The sequence below is a fragment of the Vibrio gazogenes genome (assembly GCF_002196515.1).
Classification (GTDB): Bacteria; Pseudomonadota; Gammaproteobacteria; order Enterobacterales; family Vibrionaceae; genus Vibrio; species Vibrio gazogenes_A.
Map to the genome: position 1 here is coordinate 2138991 of NZ_CP018835.1, position 17898 is coordinate 2156888.

Annotated in this window: 16 protein-coding genes and 1 pseudogene; 4 read left to right on the forward strand and 13 right to left on the reverse strand. The window is 40.5% G+C overall.

All coding sequences use genetic code 11. From position 1 onward, the window contains the following. Positions 1–7 precede the first annotated feature (7 nt). Positions 8–502 (reverse strand): pantetheine-phosphate adenylyltransferase, encoded by a 495-nt coding sequence (gene coaD, locus BSQ33_RS09660; protein WP_088133973.1) that lies wholly within the window; start codon positions 500–502, stop codon positions 8–10. A gap of 169 nt (positions 503–671) precedes the next feature. On the opposite strand from coaD, the gene BSQ33_RS09665 reads away from it, so the two are divergent. Further along, positions 672–1736, forward strand: a complete 1065-nt coding sequence (locus BSQ33_RS09665; protein ID WP_088133974.1) for a glycosyltransferase family 9 protein — start codon at positions 672–674, stop codon at positions 1734–1736. On the opposite strand, the gene BSQ33_RS09670 is transcribed toward BSQ33_RS09665, so the two are convergent. Next, complete coding sequence (locus BSQ33_RS09670; RefSeq protein ID WP_088133975.1) at positions 1675–2454, reverse strand: glycosyltransferase family 2 protein; 780 nt, start codon at positions 2452–2454, stop codon at positions 1675–1677. The two genes, BSQ33_RS09665 and BSQ33_RS09670, sit on opposite strands and share 62 nt — an antisense overlap. A gap of 117 nt (positions 2455–2571) precedes the next feature. Next, positions 2572–3624, reverse strand: coding sequence for a glycosyltransferase family 9 protein (locus BSQ33_RS09675; RefSeq protein WP_088133976.1), 1053 nt, complete (start codon positions 3622–3624; stop codon positions 2572–2574). A gap of 146 nt (positions 3625–3770) precedes the next feature. Between BSQ33_RS09675 and BSQ33_RS09680 the strand changes: the two genes are divergently transcribed. From BSQ33_RS09680 to BSQ33_RS09690, 3 genes are all read left to right on the forward strand, one after another. Continuing rightward, positions 3771–4427, forward strand: a complete 657-nt coding sequence (locus BSQ33_RS09680; RefSeq protein WP_088134566.1) for a 3-deoxy-D-manno-octulosonic acid kinase — start codon at positions 3771–3773, stop codon at positions 4425–4427. Between the two features lie 3 nt (positions 4428–4430). After that, complete coding sequence (locus BSQ33_RS09685; protein WP_088133977.1) at positions 4431–5504, forward strand: glycosyltransferase family 9 protein; 1074 nt, start codon at positions 4431–4433, stop codon at positions 5502–5504. Between the two features lie 97 nt (positions 5505–5601). After that, positions 5602–6582 (forward strand): hypothetical protein, encoded by a 981-nt coding sequence (locus tag BSQ33_RS09690; protein ID WP_088133978.1) that lies wholly within the window; start codon positions 5602–5604, stop codon positions 6580–6582. Here BSQ33_RS09690 and waaA read toward each other — a convergent pair. From waaA to BSQ33_RS09740, 10 genes and pseudogenes are all read right to left on the reverse strand, one after another. Further along, entirely contained in the window at positions 6560–7840 is a 1281-nt protein-coding gene (gene waaA, locus BSQ33_RS09695; protein WP_088133979.1) for a lipid IV(A) 3-deoxy-D-manno-octulosonic acid transferase, read from the reverse strand. The genes BSQ33_RS09690 and waaA overlap by 23 nt on opposite strands. 1 nt (position 7841) lies before the next feature. Next, entirely contained in the window at positions 7842–8621 is a 780-nt protein-coding gene (locus tag BSQ33_RS09700; protein ID WP_088133980.1) for a glycosyltransferase family 32 protein, read from the reverse strand. Positions 8622–8630: 9 nt separating this feature from the next. Next, on the reverse strand, positions 8631–9857 hold the full coding sequence (locus tag BSQ33_RS09705; RefSeq protein ID WP_157721377.1) for an O-antigen ligase family protein: 1227 nt from the start codon (positions 9855–9857) through the stop codon (positions 8631–8633). A gap of 2 nt (positions 9858–9859) precedes the next feature. Then, entirely contained in the window at positions 9860–10882 is a 1023-nt protein-coding gene (locus tag BSQ33_RS09710) for a glycosyltransferase family 9 protein (RefSeq protein WP_088133982.1), read from the reverse strand. A gap of 17 nt (positions 10883–10899) precedes the next feature. Next, positions 10900–11922 carry a lipopolysaccharide heptosyltransferase II gene (gene waaF / locus BSQ33_RS09715; protein WP_088134567.1) on the reverse strand — a complete coding sequence of 341 codons (1023 nt, stop codon included), beginning with the start codon at positions 11920–11922 and terminating at the stop codon, positions 10900–10902. 78 nt (positions 11923–12000) lie between these two features. Further along, positions 12001–13056 (reverse strand): glycosyltransferase, encoded by a 1056-nt coding sequence (locus tag BSQ33_RS09720; protein WP_088133983.1) that lies wholly within the window; start codon positions 13054–13056, stop codon positions 12001–12003. 176 nt (positions 13057–13232) lie between these two features. Beyond that, a pseudogene (locus tag BSQ33_RS09725) lies at positions 13233–13595 on the reverse strand (UDP binding domain-containing protein); the annotation flags it as partial. Positions 13596–13752: 157 nt separating this feature from the next. Then, a complete protein-coding gene (gene rfaD / locus BSQ33_RS09730) occupies positions 13753–14694 on the reverse strand; it encodes an ADP-glyceromanno-heptose 6-epimerase (protein ID WP_088133984.1) in 942 nt (313 codons plus the stop codon). Positions 14695–15248: 554 nt separating this feature from the next. Then, positions 15249–16007 carry a glycosyltransferase gene (locus BSQ33_RS09735; RefSeq protein WP_088133985.1) on the reverse strand — a complete coding sequence of 253 codons (759 nt, stop codon included), beginning with the start codon at positions 16005–16007 and terminating at the stop codon, positions 15249–15251. Between the two features lie 2 nt (positions 16008–16009). Then, positions 16010–17884 (reverse strand): polysaccharide biosynthesis protein, encoded by a 1875-nt coding sequence (locus BSQ33_RS09740; protein WP_088133986.1) that lies wholly within the window; start codon positions 17882–17884, stop codon positions 16010–16012. Between the last annotated feature and the right edge of the window lie 14 nt (positions 17885–17898).

Genomic DNA, 17898 nt, shown 5'->3' on the forward strand with positions numbered 1-17898 from the left:
TCTGTCGTCAGATATTCCGTTTTTTACGCAGTGATTCTGCAACGACTGGTGGCACAAATGTATCGACATCTCCCCCGTGGATAGCAACTTCCCGGACAATCGTTGAAGAGAGAAATGCGAACTCATCTGCCGGCGTGAGAAAAACACTCTCGAGCTCTGGCATCAGCCTGCGATACATGTTGGTCAAGCCGAATTCATACTCAAAATCCATGGTTGTTCGCAGGCCGCGAATTAAGACATTTGCACTGACTTGCCTGGCAAAATCAACCAATAACCCAGCAAATCCCTGTACACTGACATTCGTCAGGTGTTGGGTTGCTTGTTCGGCAAAAAAGACTCTTTCCGCCAGTGTAAACATGGTATTTTTACTGGGGCTGGCGGCAACAGCAATAATGACTTCGTCAAACATACCAGCAGCGCGGTTGACAATATCAAGGTGTCCGTTGGTGAGTGGATCGAATGTTCCCGGATAGATGACGCGCGATAATTTTTTTTTGCTCACAGTCCGTTATCTCAACAGTTAAACAGCGTTCCTTTGGTATATACCGAAGGCGACTAAGAATGCAACGTTTGTCAGAGCATCTGACACGCATATTATAGTAACAAAAAGACTCAAAATAACCTATTGATGTCCGTCTGATCGATGGTATGTGACGGAATAAGAGTTTGAAATGAAAAAAATACTTGTCATTCGTAATGATAAAATCGGTGATTTCATGTTGGCATGGCCGAGTTTCGCAATGCTGAAAGCATCGATTCCTGATTGTCACATTACTGCGTTGGTACCTCGTTATACTATCGCGCTTGCCGAATTATGTCCGTGGATTGATGCTGTGCTTGAAGACCCGACTAAAAAGGGTTCAGCAGCCTCTCAACAGGCGCTGATTGAAGCGATCCGCCAGCGTCACTTTGATGCGTCGATTAACTTATTTTCGACCACTTACAATGCGTTGTTGGTCTGGAAGGCGAGAATTCCATACCGAATGGCTCCGGCGACGAAACTGGCACAAGTGTTTTACAATCATCGGGTGAAGCAGAAACGCTCACAGTCCGCGAAACCTGAATTTGAATATAATCTGGATTTGATTCGTGCCTTTTTGCAGGATCATCAGATCCCCGTGGTTGAGCCGCAGCCACCTTACCTGACTTTCACCGCATCAGAACTCGCTAAACAAAAAGACAAACTGGCTGCCCAGCTGGGAATTGGTTCTGCCAAACCCTGGCTGTTTGTTCATGCGGGAAGTGGCGGTTCAGCCAATAACCTGTCTCTCGAACAGTATAGTCAGTTGATCGATGGGATAAACGGTAACTTTGAGGTGGTGCTGACCGCTGGGCCGGGAGAAGAAGAAAAAGCCTATCAACTTCAACGATCGATCAATCAACACGGTGAAAAAGCCGTGGTCTATCATAAGAATGACGGGTTGGTGGATTTCGCCAGATCGATTGCTTGTGCGAGCCTTTTCATTGCCGGCTCGACCGGTCCCTTGCACATTGCTGCTGCCATTGATGTTCCGACGATTGGTTTTTTTCCTGCCAAGCGTTCGGCAACACCATTACGCTGGTATCCGTTGAATTCGCAAGGGCGTCATTTATCATTTGCCCCCCCGGCACTCGGTGGTCAATCACAACAGGAAGATATGAGCCAAATTCAAATTGAATCGCTCTTGGGTGATATTAATGTTTGGGTGGCGCCGTATTTGTCCTTATCCACAAATCAGCGTATTTCACAAATGTAGAATGAGCCGAAAGCAGGGACAGGAGTAATCCCTGCTTTCCGTCTAAGAAACCTGCTTTGATCACATACATTTTCACAAAGCATCCGAGTGCATGAATGATGCCTTGCCCGAGACTGCTTGTTTTCCCGCGTTGTTGGCGCTGCTCTGCCCATGCTTTCGCATATCCGGCTGACTTGACCAAGTAGTGATTCATATCGTCATAAGTATAGTGGATTGCGTCACCGGACAGCGTTTCGACACGCATGGATGATGTGACTTCGACTTTTTCATGAACCAATGCATCGTTGTATTGCGTCAGTTGGGTTGGATAGAGACGCAAGACTTTATCCGGATACCAACCACAGTGACGGATGAATCGGCCAAACACCCAGCTTAACCGCGAAATTTGATAGATGGTATTGGGTTGATTTGCTTTCACCGCGTCTTGAATACTGCGGCGCAGCTCTGGTGTGATTCGTTCATCGGCATCCAACCATAAGACATAATCTGATTCGACGTACGATTGCGCGAGACGACGCTGTGGCCCAAATCCCGGCCAGTCAGTATTCAAAAAGAATTTATCGGTAAACTGACGAGCAACATGTTCGGTGTCATCGGTACTCCCTGAATCGAGAATAACAATCTCATCGACCCAGCCCTGAACCGTTTTTAGACAGGCTTCCAGATGCTTGGCTTCATTTTTTACAATAAGGGCCACGGCTAAGGTTGGTTGTGTCACGATGATAAGTCTCCGTTGAGATGATGTTATGGTTCAAGTCGGGTTGTTGTCAGATGATAGCAGGATACAGCTATTTGTCTTTAAGTCGTTTGTCCGCCTGTTCGGGCGGGATTTGACTCACAGATTAAAATCTTTCACTGCTTTCTCAAACATTTGAATGACTTGCGGTGCCTGAATCCGACACATGGCTGATTTGTCTTTGACGCGGGCACGCCAGTTTAACGCTGTCATGGTTTTACCGGTTTCCGCTTGAATTGCCTCTTCATAGGCGGAAACAACATAATTCTGATAGCAATAAGGCCCGGTTCGTTGTGGGTTATGGTGAGCATACAATCCGATAACCGGTGTCCCCATAGCATTGGCCATATGAGTCGGGCCGGTGTCCGGTGCGATCACCAGATCGCTGTGATCTAACAAAGCCAGCATCTGTTTCAAGGTGCTGTGACCGACTAGATTAGTCACGGGAAAATCGACTCGATCAAGTATCTGGTTGGCTAAATCGAGTTCAACTTGCGCAGGGGAACCGGCAAGGATGATATGCCAACCCTGCCCATGAATATATCGCATCACTTCAGCGTAGCCTGCGGCGGTCCAGTTTTTATAGGCTTTGCTGGCACCGGGAACAATCACAAGGTTCCGTTTGTCTTGACGGAGTTGTTGCGTTGCCCATTGCTGGTCATGGTGACTGTAAGTGAGTGTCCACTTTGGTGTGATATCCCGAATACCCATATATTGTGCAAAGGCAAGCAGACCATCCAGAACATGGGGTTTATCCGGAGAAGGGACATGCAGATTGGTAAACCAAGTTTGGCAGTCTTGACTGCGTGTGGCATCGAAGCCTAACTTATAGGTTGCTTTGATTCCCAACGTGGCAATACTGGCTCGAAATGCATACTGCATGTGGAGGAGCGCATCAAATCGCTCCCCCTTCAGGGTTGTCCAGAGTTGGCGATAAGCTTGCCAGCCTTGCTTTTTATCAAACACAATGAGGTTGATATTGTCGAGACCAGCCAGTAATTGCGCTTCTAACCGACCTGTAATCCAAGTGATTTTGGTTTCAGGCCACTGGTGTTGAATGGCTTGAACCGCTGCAACGGCATTGCACACATCACCAATGGCAGACAGACGCAGGATACATATCGAGCGGGGGGCGGAATCAAATAACGCCATAATGATCACTATAAAGCAATGAGAGTTGTTCGGAATTATGCAGAGAGCGGAAGAAAATGTAAAATGCTTGATTGAGTGAAGATTTAAGCATTGGGTAAACCGTGAAAACGTTCGAAAAGGGTAAGTTACGCGTGTGGTATGATGAGATGTTATTATCAGCGTCTCCAGAGCAATGTTTTGATGTCAGTTTCTGGCAACAACAGGATAAGATTGTCGGTCAGGCCTATGGCAGAGGGACGACGTGGTTTATCCAACTCGATAACCTTCAGGGGGCATTGCGGCATTACCGGCGGGGCGGTCTGTTTGGGCAGCTCGTTCGTGATCATTATCTTTTTTCCCAATGGGACAAAACCAGAAGTTATCAAGAATTTCAGATATTAAACCATCTGAGAGGTGCCGGCGTGAATGTGCCGCGTCCTATTGCGGCCAGAGCGGTGAAAAAGCATGTATGCTATCAAGCTGATTTAATCACGGAGAAGATACCCAATGCTCGTGATTTGGTGACGATTCTTCAAGAAAATGCATTACATGATGAAATGTATGTGAAAATCGGTCGAGAGATTCGTAAGATGCATGATGCGCAAGTCAATCATACCGACTTGAATATTCACAATATTTTGGTTGATGAGCAAGAACGAGTTTGGATTATTGATTTTGATAAGTGTATGATTCAGTCTGATGGTGGTTGGAAGGAGGATAATATATCTCGCCTGAAACGCTCATTCTTGAAGGAGCAGCAGAAGCGGAATATTTGTTGGACACTTTCATCATTTGATTGTTTGTATCGAACATATAGCGAATAAGTCATGAAGAAGAATATTTTTGTTGTTAAATTTCAGACATTTAGAGATGCTATTCGTCAAAAGCTAGGATTGTTTCTATTCGATAGAGAAAAAGAAACACATTTTGATTTGACGAAGACTAAGAGCATCCTATTTATTCGCAATGATGCTAAAATTGGTGATGCAATTGTTTCATCTGGTGTGATTAGTAAAATTAAGAAATTTCGACCAGATATCAGAATCATTGTTATGACAAATCCAAGTATGAGAGAGTTATTTGAAAGTGGTTTTGGTGTTAATGATTTTATATATCTTAATAAACGACCAACTTATTCTGAAATTAGGAAAGTGTGTCAAGAACTGGGTGAAATTGATGTTTCTGTATCATTAAATCATAATATGAAAATGAAGGATATTTATTTACACCGATGTATCAAATCAAAAATAAATATCGGCCTTGATTCAAAAGTTAAATTGATTAATAAAAATATATCTGATGATATAAATGACAAGCATTACTCTTTGAAATTTGATTTTATTGCCAAATGCATAGGAATAGATAAACCGTTAGAGCCTTATGTTGTGCCATTAGATAAAAATTCAGAATCTAAAATTGAGCAATTTATTGCCACGTGCAATATTAGTAAGTATATATTATTTAATCCTTTTGGTAGTGGTAGCACCCGAAAATTAGACAGAATAAATATAATCAACATAATTCATATTCTAAGTATACATTATCCTAGCTGTCAGTTTATTTTATTGTCATCTCCTGGAACTCGGGATGAAATTAATCGAATGAAAGTTCATGATAATAAGAAAGTTTTCCATTTTGAGGATAGTGAGTCAATTTATGATGCTATTTCTATAGTAGCTCATGCTGAGTTAGTCGTTACTGTGGATACATCAATTGTTCATATTGCTTCAGGGTTGGGTAAAAAACAAATTGCTATTTATAAAGATGATGCGGAAAATTATAGGAATTGGGGCCCGAACTCAGAGACAGCTCAATCCGTGTTTACATCAGAAAATGATATTAATGAAATTGATTTATCTCAATTTGATGATCTATCAAGAGTGAAATCACGACTCGTTTAGTGGCATTTTTATTCATTCATAGATATCAAGCGACTAGATAAGTGAATATACTGTGGGTACAGTACATGGAAATTAATCAGAGTGGATTATATTGTTGATGAATGTTCTTTTTATTTGTCCAAATTGGGCTGGATTAGCAACACCAATCATTGAAGAAATGTCTCGACAAGGGCATCATGTTACTCATCTTGATCATTCGGATTTGTCTAAATTTAAATATATTGATATTTATCACCGTATTATGTCGAAATTCTATAGCAAAATTTCAGGCGTAAATTATAAATATAAGCAGACCGATATTCAGATAGAGCAGATTTTGACTGGTTTTTTTATTGGTCGGGATAAATATGATATGGTTATGATGACCGAACCTAACCTATTTAATCGCCATCATTTAGAAATATTAAAATCCAATGCAACTGTATTGGTTGCAACATTGTGGGACAGTTTAAGAAAATCTCCTGATAATGCTGATAACTTAGATATGTTTGACTTTGTATTTAGTTATGATTATCTAGATTGTGAAGAGAATGGTTTTATAAAGATAAACAATTATTTAGATCCAAAATGGCATGCTTTCTGCGATTATGATGAATGTAAATATGATTTATTCTCCATTATGCATTTTACGAAGGCACGGTATCAACATGTAAGAAAAATTCTTGATGCGAATCCTTGGTTGAACCCTAATATTATATTTTATTGTGATCATCCTCGTAAAATAAAATATATAAAAGATCATCGAATAAAAGCGACAGATAGACTAATTCTAGGTGAAGATTTAGCGCATTGTATTAGTGGGTCAAAAGGTATTTTAGATGTATTACAAGGTGAACAATCAGGATTATCATTTAGAATCTATGAGTCTATTGGTTATCAGCGAAAACTAGTTACGACAAACCCCCATATTAAAGACTATGATATATACAACCCTAATAATATCGCCATAATTAGAGATGGATACAGCATTTCAAGTGATTTTTTTAATAAGCCATATGAACCGATAGATAATGATGTAATATGTAAGTATACATTGGAGCAGTGGGTTAAAAATATCATGAGTAGAGTAACATATTAACCGTTTTCTTTAATGCTCCAGCGTTATTCATGACGAGGTTTCTGGCCTGAGATGACATGTGCTTCAATTGATTAGGGTTTTTTAATAATGTCATAATGTTGGGAGCAATCTTATCTGCACTATCCAAAATAAGGAGAGCGCTAGATTCGTGTAGAGATAAAGTGATGTCACGAAAGTTATAATAACTTGGGCCAGTGATTGTCGGTATTCCTAGAGACGCAGGCTCTAAGACATTATGTCCTCCAACAGCCTTTCCGATGAAACTTCCTCCCATAACACAGATATCAGCTGCCCCCATCAGGGTCAGCATCTCTCCCATCGTATCTCCAAGGTATACTTGATATGGTTGATCATGGGTGTTTTCTTGAGTTCGTCTTTGAGTACTCAGACCTTCTTTTACACAGAGATCATATACCGAGTTAAATCTCTCAGGGTGGCGGGGGACAAGTATAAGGAGTGCATCGGGGTACTCTTTCAAAATCCGTTTGTGATTTTCAAGTAGTAATTCGTCTTCTCCTAAATGAGTACTGGCTGCAATCCATACAGGCCTTTTTGAACCGATGTTATGTCGTAAAGATACTGACTTTCTTTCAATTTCTTTTGAAATTTCAATATCATACTTAATTGAACCTGTAACTGATAATTGTGAGGTTTGAGCGCCTAATCGCTGGAATCGGTTACTATCTTCTTCATGTTGGCAATAAATATGATCAATTAGGGGGAGGCATAAATTGATTAAAGGTTTTACTTTCTGATAGTTTCGATATGATTTTTCTGATAATCGAGCATTAATAATGGAGATTCGTATATGACTCTTTTTCACTATATACAATAAATTAGGCCAGAGTTCAGTCTCCATAATAATTAAATGGCTTGGTTTTATTGATTGAAGAAAACCACGAATAGCAAAAGGGAAATCAAGGGGCATATATCGATGCTCTGCAATAGCACTGATTTTTTGCGCTTGTTCTGCCCCGGTTGGTGTGGTTGTTGTTATGATAATTTTTTTCTCAGGAGAATCGGCATGTAATTGTTTGATTAATGGGATTACACTGAGAGTTTCACCGACAGATACAGCATGAATCCAAATCACTTCTTGATTTTCTGATGTGGATAAAGACGGTGTAAAACCAAAATGTTCAGTCCAGCGAGAGTCAACACAAGGTTTCCCCACTTTCTTCTTGAATAGCTTCAAGAGGTAAAAAGGCGCAATAATGGTTAGAATTAGCGTATAAATTAGTCGGATAAAGTAATTCATATTATTTTTTGACTAAATCGTTCGGATCCTGATGGGTCCATTTTCCTCGGGGTTTATCTAGATATTGAAAGTGCTCATTGGTGAACGTTCCCTGAATACAAACATACTTTCGACCTAGGGCATGAACATTTTTTCCCTGTAGAACGCGATTTAATACTTCTGGTCCTGTTGTCCCATAAACACCTTTATTGACATCGTAGTTCTCAATGTTGTCAACGATGGTATCCATAATTTTTTGATAGTCAGGGTTATTAGGCACTGTGGCTAGGAAGAAATTTGTATAATCTGTATCCCCTTTCTTAAACTTAATATATAACGCTTCTTGTTCATTTTTTAAGGTTCTACGGAGCGGCCATACCAAAGTGGCATCAATATCCATATAGATGCCGCCTTGCTGATACAACACTGTAATCCGCCATAAATCGGCTTGAGCCGCACCATCAGTCAGTTTTTGATAGGCTTTATACACATGTTCAGGAGCTTGCTCTCTCATGAACTGTTCGCGCTCTTCGGTACTGACATAGCGATAATCATAATCCAGGGACATTAGGCGATTAAATAAATAATTGAGATAAACAGGCAACGTGCTGCGATTAGAATAATTAGTTTGCCAGATAACTCTTGGAATCGCGCTGGTATTTTCCCAATCCAACTTATGCTTAGATTCGATAGGTATGGTAAAACGAGTCTTCGGTAAAACCGCATGAAAGAGGTAAGAGAATAGTTTAAATAAATTCCCTATCAGTCGAATTAAACGATTGGTGATGATGATTAAATTCATTGTCTTATCCTACGATGTTGCATTTTTGGGGATATTCTCAAGATCATTCCGAGTGAAATTAATTAGTACAGCAAGCATGAAGCCGTAGAAACTACTGATTAAATTTTGTTCCAGAGGTACTTCGGTGAAGCAGAATATGGAAAAGCCTAAGACAAAAATGAATCCACAGAATGCATGTGTAGATTGCTTGATATGTTTTAAAAAGAAAAAGAGAGGCACGAATATTAGCGCGATAAATGCCAAAATACCGAGTATGCCATTGCTCGCTAACATTTCAAAATATTGGTTATGTGCATGGGCTCTTGTAACGCTTGTCGGCCAGCTACTTATTTTTCCTTTTTGGTACAGCTGTTGGATGGTTTGTTCTCTTTCAGTGTATGTTTGACCGATAAATGGGCTCTTCATAAAGGATTGCGTTGCAGAGTACCATAGTTGAATTCGACCACCTGAGGATTGAGAATCACCGATATCACCTGATAAAATTTGGTGAAACTCTACTGAAGTGAACTTAATCCTATCTTGAAATTGAGAGGAAAAAAAATAGGTGCATCCGAAAATAACTAACATAACGATTATTAGCTTGGAAATATTTTTTAATCTATTCTCTTTGTATTGAATTAAAATACTAAAGATTATTAGAATCGGAATAGCAAATATAGCCCCTCGGGTTAATGTCAGTATGGTAGCAAAGCAGCAAATTAAGGAAGATAACCATAATGTTTTCTTTATATGGCTACTGTACGCCAGTGTGAAAGCTAAAAAGGCAAGGGAGCAGGCTAGATAACCAAAGTTAATACTATATAAATAGCCATCTACTCTGGGCATGCCTTTGATATAAAACTGATAGACCGAAATAATAATTGTACCGATCGAACCGAAAACGATTCCCCAATCGAGATACTTTCTTGGTGTTGTCGTCTCATTGAGGATGTGTCGAATGAAAAAATAGATTGGGATGATGAATAAATAACGCGAAGCCCCTTTAAAGTATCTTGTTGTTTCCATATCCGATAGATACACAGGAATGTTGGCGATGAAATAAGCAGAGAGAACCGTAATGACCATCCAGTCTAATTTATCTAAAGTATAACTTTTCTTCTCTTTGATGAAATACCATAGTGAAGTCAACAGTAAAATTAAGATAGCACCAATGCTGAAATTTTTAGTACATAGCAACAGTGCTGGGACTAAAAACAGGCAGCCATTCAGTATTTTTTTGTAGTATGTATTTTCCATATCTACGACCATGATGAGACTTCACTTTTAATTGTTTGGTATATTTTTTGCGGACTCGGAATGCTGCCATCAGCGTTCATAACGACATGATGCTTCTCATACAGTGGTGTATACCGAAAAGGGACTGTTGAATAAAAAATACCAACGGTCGGTGTATGGGTCGCAATCGCCACATTTCTGACTCCTGTATCAGGGCTCACCATAAGAGAGGCTTTCGCGGTCAGTTCAATAAGCTGTTCTAGAGGGAGGCAAGCCTGAATTGCGAAATTTGAGTATTGCTTGAGATCTTTCAGGAAATCACCTTTCTCAAACGGGTTTTTACCTTCAAGAAAAATATGCTTAATCTCGGGATGACTGGATAAAGACAGCTCAATGAGTTCTTTCACTTGCTGCTGACTCAGAATTTTTGAAGTTTGAGAAGCGCCATTAAAGAATAAGATAAATGGATTAACTTTATCTTGTTCGACCCGATGATCTGGATAGTTAAAATCGAGCGGGTAACTTGGATGATGTCCCAGTATTTTTAACATATCTAACATGCATTCGACTTCCGGTTGGAAATCTGAACGTGGTACACAAAGATTGTACAATACACCGCGAAGATAGTTCTTGTATGGAAAACCGATTTTCAGTTTGGCCTGGCTCAATGCCATCATCCAGTGTGAGCGGTTGGTACTCGCCAAGTCAAAAATGATATCTTGCTCTCCGAGTGCCTTGATGTTCTTGATTTTATCGGACACGGATGTTTCTTGCTTTTTATCTTTGCCGGGCATGATATGAACACGGTCAACCAGATCGTCTGGCATACCATATTGATAGTTTGAGACAGCAACGAGAGTAATCTGCGCATTGGGGAAAAATTTTCTTGCCTCGATCAGGAAAGGGCGAGTGATCACTTGATCACCGAGGGCCGCATGTCTGATGACGGCAATTTTCTTGATATTCTGTGGCGAAAAAGTTTCGCTCAAATATTTTCTGGCTTTTTTAGTTGCGAAAGCTCCACGCTCAAACCATTGATATTTCATAATAATTCTTATCTGAGTTATTGATGTCTAATCTGACGGATGACTTGATCTGGCGTCAGCTGTTTAAGGCAGTTGAGGTGTCCGTATGGACACTCCCTTTGAAAACAAGGTCTACATTCTATATCAGTACTTAATGTAATCACATTTTCCGATAATGGTGGTGTGTATTGTGGTGAGCTGGAGCCGTAGATCGCAACAATATGGCAATGGACCGCTGCGGCAACATGCATCAAACCAGAATCATTACTGACGACAGTATGGCAACAGGCGAGTAAATCGACTACCTCGACGAGAGTTGTTTTTCCTGCCAAATCAAAACAGTGTGACTGGTGTTCCAGAGGGAGTAAGCTGCGAATATGTTGCGTGACTTCCTGATCTTTTTGTGATCCAAATAGCCAGATCTGTTTCCCATCCTGTATCAGGGCTGATGCTAATTCTGCATAATACTGAGCTGGCCATCTTTTGGCTGGGCCAAACTCTGCTCCGGGACATAAACCAACGACTTCTCGGTCAGATATTAAAGAAAAATGTTGGCGTAAACGCTTTTGCTGATTTGAGTCAACACTCAGTTGTGGTCTGAGGCATTTATCCAGTGACACTTCATCAATCATTGTGCTTTTGGGGGCGGCTAAGGCAACATAGCGTTCCACCATGTATTGGAAGACTTTTCTATCAGCCCTTAAGTCGTTCAACAGACCATAGCGCATCTCACCTTTCCATCCTGTTCGGACAGGAATGCCTGCAAATAAGGGGATTAATGCCGATTTGGCTGAATTGGGGAGAACGAAAGCATGCGTGTAACGATTTGCAGCTAATTGGCGGCCGATTTTCCATCGCTTGATGAAACTGACATCACCATGGCCGATTGGCATCTCGATGGCCTGATCAACTTCAGGCATTCGTTCCAGAATCGGACCACACCAAGCCGGTGCTAAAACATCAATTGTTGCGTTTGGATGACGGCTTTTCAGTTCGCGATATAAACTCTGCGACATCACCATGTCTCCAACCCATGAAGGGCCGATAATCAGGATTTTCATTGGCATGATTTTAGAACGACTCATCTAAATTAGAGGGCATAGTACCATCAGCATGATGGTATAGTAAGCAGCACTCGATTATTCCTGATAGTAATGTAGCAGATTTTGAGTATGTGTCTGTATTGAAAACTCTTTACATGCTCTCATTCTGGCCGATATTGCATTATTTTTGGCCTCTTCATAATGCTCATAGCTGTTCAGAATCGCTTCTGCGATGGATGTATCATTGGTTGGGGTACAATATTGAGCGTAATTTTCCAGTATTTCCGGAAGAGCGCCGGTATTGGCTGCCACTATAGGACGCTGCGCTGCCATGGTCTCGATGGCCGTTAAGCCGAATGCTTCATTGGCATAAGGCAGGCACACGATATCCATGATGGATAACAGTTTATGGGTGTCCTGACGAAATCCGGTGAAGATGACATGGTCGCTTAAATCTAAAGATTGAATGGTTTGCCTGACTTGAGCAAGATAAGCTAAATCGCATCCTTGTGAAGCGTCCAATCCGCCAACGATAACCAGTTTACTCAGAGGAAGGCTTTGCTGAACGCGCGCAAAAGCTTTAACGAGTTCTATTTGTCCTTTTCCTGGGCTAATACGCCCGAGAGTCCCGATCACAAAATCTTTCTCCGAGAGTGAAATTGATTGTTTGAGTATTGCGATTTCGTCGGGAAGCAACTCTGTTTTGTCAGGAATCTCTGTCCCTAACCACAGTCGTGTTATTTTCTCTGGTGAAATCGGAAGCGAGTTAAGATTTCTCCGGTATGTTTCATCACTGATCGACAAAACTTGATCAACCTGTTGGTATACCCAACTGTGGAAGAGATCTTTTTTACTTCTGGTGACCCCCATATGTTCAGTGAATATGATTTTCACTGAAACAAATTGTTTAATCAGCGCTGCAACTAAGAGATCTCCGGATTTATGACAGTGAATAACATTGATTTGATGTTGTTTGACCCATTGAATGAGAGAGAATAGTTTGACACTGAGCAATTGAGATTTGCTTCTCGCAGTATATAAGGGAAATTGATTTTCTCTCATTCCTGACTCAACCTGTGTGTTAGCCAGACATAAACCGAATATCTGATAGCCTGCGGAGAGGAACTGTTGACCCATTCTGATTGGGTACATTTCCAAGCCCCCCCATCCTTTTGACAGGCATATATGTAATATTACGGGATGTCTCACTATTCTCTCCTATTGATAAAAGTGATATATACATTCTACAACATTCGGAGAAAACAGGTTAATTGATTGAGAAAAAAGAGTTCTGAATGTTTTATCAAAACTCTTTTTATAAGGTGTGATTAATCGGAACCGAATAGATCTCGAGTATAGGCTTTTTCTGCAACTTCTGACAATTCATCTGACATCCGATTTGAAATAATGACATCGGCCATCTGTTTAAATTCATCCAGATCACGTATCACTCGGGAATTAAAGAACTGATCTTCTTTCATTGCGGGTTCGTAAATGACGATTTCTAATCCTTTGGCTTTCAGGCGTTTCATGATGCCCTGAACGGATGATGCCCGGAAGTTATCCGAACCGGATTTCATACTTAGTCGATAAATGCCGACAGTTTATGGCTTCTTCTTCAGAATGCTTTCTGCAATGAAGTCTTTACGGGTTCTGTTCGCATCGATAATCGCGACAATAATATTATTAGGATATGGTACTGGGTAAGCAGGATGACATTCAACAACCCGGCATCCCCAGTTCCTGCAACAGCAATTTTTATAACGACTCCCAACCTAACGTATTCAAAATGAGACACTTGGTTTTGGTTATCATACAAGCCTGTCTCTGATTGGGAATGGCTAAACGTTATCGATTAATAATGTGTAAATATTCTGAAACACCTTCAGCAACGGTTTTGAACACAATGTCACATCCTGCTGACCGTAGCTTGGTCAAATCGGCTTGGGTAAACTCTTGATAAGCGCCTTTCAGGTGTTCAGGAAACGGAATGGTTTCGACACGACCACGACCATGGTGGTTAATGACAGCTTTGGCAACTTCTTCAAATGACTCGGCTTTGCCTGTCCCACAGTTGAAAATTCCGGAAATCCCATGTTCCCAGAACCATAAATTCACCTGGCATACATCACCGACATACACAAAATCACGGATAAAATGGTGACTACCTTCAAATAGCTTGGGATTTTCTCCGGCTTTCATCTGGTTGTTGAGGTGAAAAGCAACAGATGCCATTGAGCCTTTATGATCTTCTCGAGGGCCATAAACATTGAAGTAGCGGAACCCCGTAATTTGTGAAAGCTGTTCACCATTTGCTTCTGCATCTTCCCAGAGACGGCGAACATAGTTATCAAACTGTTGTTTGGAGTAACCATATACATTCAATGCACCTTCGTACTCAGGTGATTCAATGAACGTTTTGGTTTCGCCGTAAGTGGCTGCAGACGAAGCATAGAGAAAGGGAATCTCTCTGTCTAAACAGTAATGGAGCAGCTCTTTTGAATACTCATAGTTATTGAGCATCATGTATTTGCCATCCCACTCAGTTGTTGCTGAGCAAGCGCCTTCGTGAAAAACCGCTTCAATCGGGCCGAAATCATCACCAGCCATAATCTGTGCTAAAAAGTCATCACGATCCATGTAGTCGGCTATGCTTAGGTCAACGAGGTTTTTGAACTTTTTGCCGTTTTTGAGATGGTCAACGACAAGGATATCGTCAAATCCTTTGTCATTGAGGGCTTTTACGATATTGCTGCCAATCATGCCAGCGCCGCCGGTTACGATGATCATAGGTTTTCCTGTGAAAAGTATGCATGTGTATAATTGTCGCCCATTATAGCGAGTTGGTATGGTGATGTAATCACAAAATCAGGGTTAAGCATGGGTTAACCTCGCCTCAAGTTAAAGATACATGTATTACCTACCAAATATTGTTCCTCAGCAGATAAGCATTTGAGAGCTTTACCCAGAGGTAGTCGCCTATATACGATTCATACAGTGAGTTAGGAAGTTATTGAATGAAAATTTTGGTCGCTGACGGCTCAGGGTTCATTAGCTCCGAGATTGTTCGTGATATGATTCGAGATATAACGATGATATTGTTAATGTTGATAAATTAACTTATGCAGAAAACTTGGAATCGTTATCTATGACGTCACGACAAGCCCACGTTATTCATTTGAGAAAGTTGATATTTGTGATCGTTTGGCACTTAATTGAATCGCCACTGATTTCCTTAAAGTTGGATATTTGATCTTAGCGCGAACTGAGACTGATTAGTATGTGGGGTTGTAATGTGCTTATCTATTTTCTTAGATGACCACTGAGTTAATTATTTGGTTTGTCTATTTTGAAAAATATTTTTGAATAAAATAATAAATAAAACTTTTGAAATAATATACTGAATTTATAGAGAATAATTTCCTGTTTGCAAATGCTGCATCATGAATAGCATAAAATTCAGGATGATAGTGGACATGATAGCCTTTCTTCTTCGCTCTAAGACATATATCTACATCTTCAAAATACATAAAATAACTTTCATTAAATCCATTGAGTTCCTTGTAGATATCCGTTTTAAACATTAGAAAAGAGCCTGCCGCCCAGTCAATGATAGTCGTGTTTTTGATTTTATTCTTATCATAATAATCTGTTCTTTTTATACCTAGGATCGTTTTAATCGGATTTAAAAGAGAGGGAAATCGTCTAATTGAATTATCAAATTCTGTCATCTCTTTATCACGGTATAAATTGATTGTTGAAATTTCAAAGTTATTTTTTTTTGCTTCTATTAACAGTTTGTTAATTGTATCTAGATTAACTGTTACATCAGGATTAAGAACAAGGAAAAAATCATTATGTGTCATACCTAAATGTGTTTCAGCATAATGAAATATCTCATTATTATTTTCTCCAAACCCTTTCCTTTCTGCTCCTTGGAGTAAGTAAATATTAGATTCTTTACAATAAGTCTTCAAGATTTCTGTTGCTTGAGTATTCGATTTGATAATGACTTTATATTCTGTAGCTAGTTTTCTCAGTGTTTCGTTATTTGCAATGAGAGTATCATGATTATGACTGACAACCGAAATAAATAAAGACATAGCTAAAGATCTTCTTGCTTGGGATTATATCCGGTAGGCGAATCAAGTAAAATTTGCTTGATGCAGTCTACATTAAAATCATGACAACATATATCCAGTTGATTTAGAAGTATTTCCATTTCTTCCCACGAAAGTTTGTCTTCAGACGCAGTCATGATCTTTTGATGGCTCGTCCCTTCGACATTTTCCCCAATCAATAGTTCTTCATATAATTTCTCACCGGGACGTAACCCTGTAAAACGGATTTCGATATCCCCTTCATCTACTTTTCCGTCGTAGTATTCTTTCATACCCATTAAGTGAATCATCCGTTTTGCCAGATCTAGTATTTTTACTGGATCTCCCATGTCTAACACAAATACCTGACCGTTATGTCCCATGGCTCCTGCTTGAATGACGAGCTGTGCGGCTTCAGGGATTAGCATAAAATAACGAATGATATCTGGATGCGTAACGGTGACTGGGCCCCCTTGACGAATTTGCTTTTTAAACAATGGGACGACAGATCCTGAAGAGCCCAATACATTGCCAAACCGAACCATTGTAAATGTTGTGTCCGTCTCTTTATCGGTAAGTGCCTGAAGTACAAGCTCGGCCATTCGTTTGCTCGCTCCCATGACATTGGTCGGGCGAACAGCTTTGTCTGTCGATATCAGTGTGAAGTTTTTGACGCCAGCCTGAATGGCCGCATTGGCACAGGATAATGTTCCGAAGACATTGTTACGGATTCCTTCGACAATATTGTCTTCAACGAGCGGGACATGCTTATAGGCCGCAGCATGATAAACCGTTTCTACGTTGTGAGCCTGCATCAGCTTGAGAACACGGTTTTCTCTCTGTACGGAGCCAAGAGCCGTAATGATGGTTGTTTGTAAATGATTTCGGGTCTTTATCGATTGAAGCTCTTGATCAATCTTATATAAGTTATACTCATTAAGTTCGAATAAGACGAGTGTTGTTGGACTTTGTGACAGTATTTGTCGGCAAAGCTCTGAACCTATAGACCCACCCGCGCCCGTGACCATAACACTTTTATCTGTGATATTTTTCGATAATAAAGTCGCAACGGGATCAACCGGTGCCCGACCGAGTAGATCGAACAGATCCAGATCTCTGACATCGGTAGCTCTTGCTTTACCAGTGGCTATATCTTCCACACTGGGAACGGATTGTACTTCTATCGGCCAGTGAGAGAGTTTTTCAAGTAATCGCAGCCGTTCACCTTTGCTGATGTTATTGATAGCAAGTAGCAATTTCACTGGTTGATAGAGAGATTTTAGTTGTTCGAATTCATCACTGTTATGGACTCGGATACCAAACATAATCTGTCCGGTTTTGGTTGGATCATCATCGAGCAGAATCACCGGATGATATTCATCACCCTGTATGAGCGCATAGGTCAGATCTCGGCCAGTTGCGCCAGCTCCGTATATGAATACATTGGGTTTATGGCGTTTGTAATCGTAGTAATAAATTGTCCGAATTAGGATTCGAGGCCCGCCCAGAGTCAGAATCGCCAAACCAGCGTAGATAAATGGAACGCTTCTGGGAATAAATGCCTGAAAGAAAAAACCACTGAGTGCAAGTGTTAAAGAGGATAGAAAAACCGCTAAGAATATATGCCCGATTGCGGGGAGCATCATATAACGAAGTACAGCGCGATACATGCCGAACCGCACAAAAGTTATCAGTGTTACCAAAACTGTTGCTAAAACACAAAACCCTTCTCTATATCCTAGGATGAAATGGAAACCATCAAGACGGAGAACCATTGCAAAGACTAACGATGTCAGGACGGCAAGGATATCATAACCAATTGTAATGAAACGTTTATTGCGACGTCGGGTTCGGAAAAGTAGTTGAATCGGAGTAAACATTGCTTTATGCCCAA

What these genes read in the sequence shown, in the direction of transcription:
- BSQ33_RS09720 (WP_088133983.1), bottom strand. Translation starts at nt 13,056, where the DNA reads ATGTACCCAATCAGAATGGGTCAACAGTTCCTCTCCGCAGGCTATCAG.
- BSQ33_RS09685 (WP_088133977.1), top strand. Translation starts at nt 4,431, where the DNA reads ATGAAGAAGAATATTTTTGTTGTTAAATTTCAGACATTTAGAGATGCT.
- BSQ33_RS09665 (WP_088133974.1), top strand. Translation starts at nt 672, where the DNA reads ATGAAAAAAATACTTGTCATTCGTAATGATAAAATCGGTGATTTCATG.
- BSQ33_RS09735 (WP_088133985.1), bottom strand. Translation starts at nt 16,007, where the DNA reads ATGTCTTTATTTATTTCGGTTGTCAGTCATAATCATGATACTCTCATT.
- BSQ33_RS09710 (WP_088133982.1), bottom strand. Translation starts at nt 10,882, where the DNA reads ATGAAATATCAATGGTTTGAGCGTGGAGCTTTCGCAACTAAAAAAGCC.
- BSQ33_RS09700 (WP_088133980.1), bottom strand. Translation starts at nt 8,621, where the DNA reads ATGAATTTAATCATCATCACCAATCGTTTAATTCGACTGATAGGGAAT.
- BSQ33_RS09740 (WP_088133986.1), bottom strand. Translation starts at nt 17,884, where the DNA reads ATGTTTACTCCGATTCAACTACTTTTCCGAACCCGACGTCGCAATAAA.
- waaA (WP_088133979.1), bottom strand. Translation starts at nt 7,840, where the DNA reads ATGAATTACTTTATCCGACTAATTTATACGCTAATTCTAACCATTATT.
- BSQ33_RS09680 (WP_088134566.1), top strand. Translation starts at nt 3,771, where the DNA reads ATGTTATTATCAGCGTCTCCAGAGCAATGTTTTGATGTCAGTTTCTGG.
- BSQ33_RS09705 (WP_157721377.1), bottom strand. Translation starts at nt 9,857, where the DNA reads ATGGAAAATACATACTACAAAAAAATACTGAATGGCTGCCTGTTTTTA.
- BSQ33_RS09675 (WP_088133976.1), bottom strand. Translation starts at nt 3,624, where the DNA reads ATGGCGTTATTTGATTCCGCCCCCCGCTCGATATGTATCCTGCGTCTG.
- BSQ33_RS09690 (WP_088133978.1), top strand. Translation starts at nt 5,602, where the DNA reads ATGAATGTTCTTTTTATTTGTCCAAATTGGGCTGGATTAGCAACACCA.
- rfaD (WP_088133984.1), bottom strand. Translation starts at nt 14,694, where the DNA reads ATGATCATCGTAACCGGCGGCGCTGGCATGATTGGCAGCAATATCGTA.
- waaF (WP_088134567.1), bottom strand. Translation starts at nt 11,922, where the DNA reads ATGAAAATCCTGATTATCGGCCCTTCATGGGTTGGAGACATGGTGATG.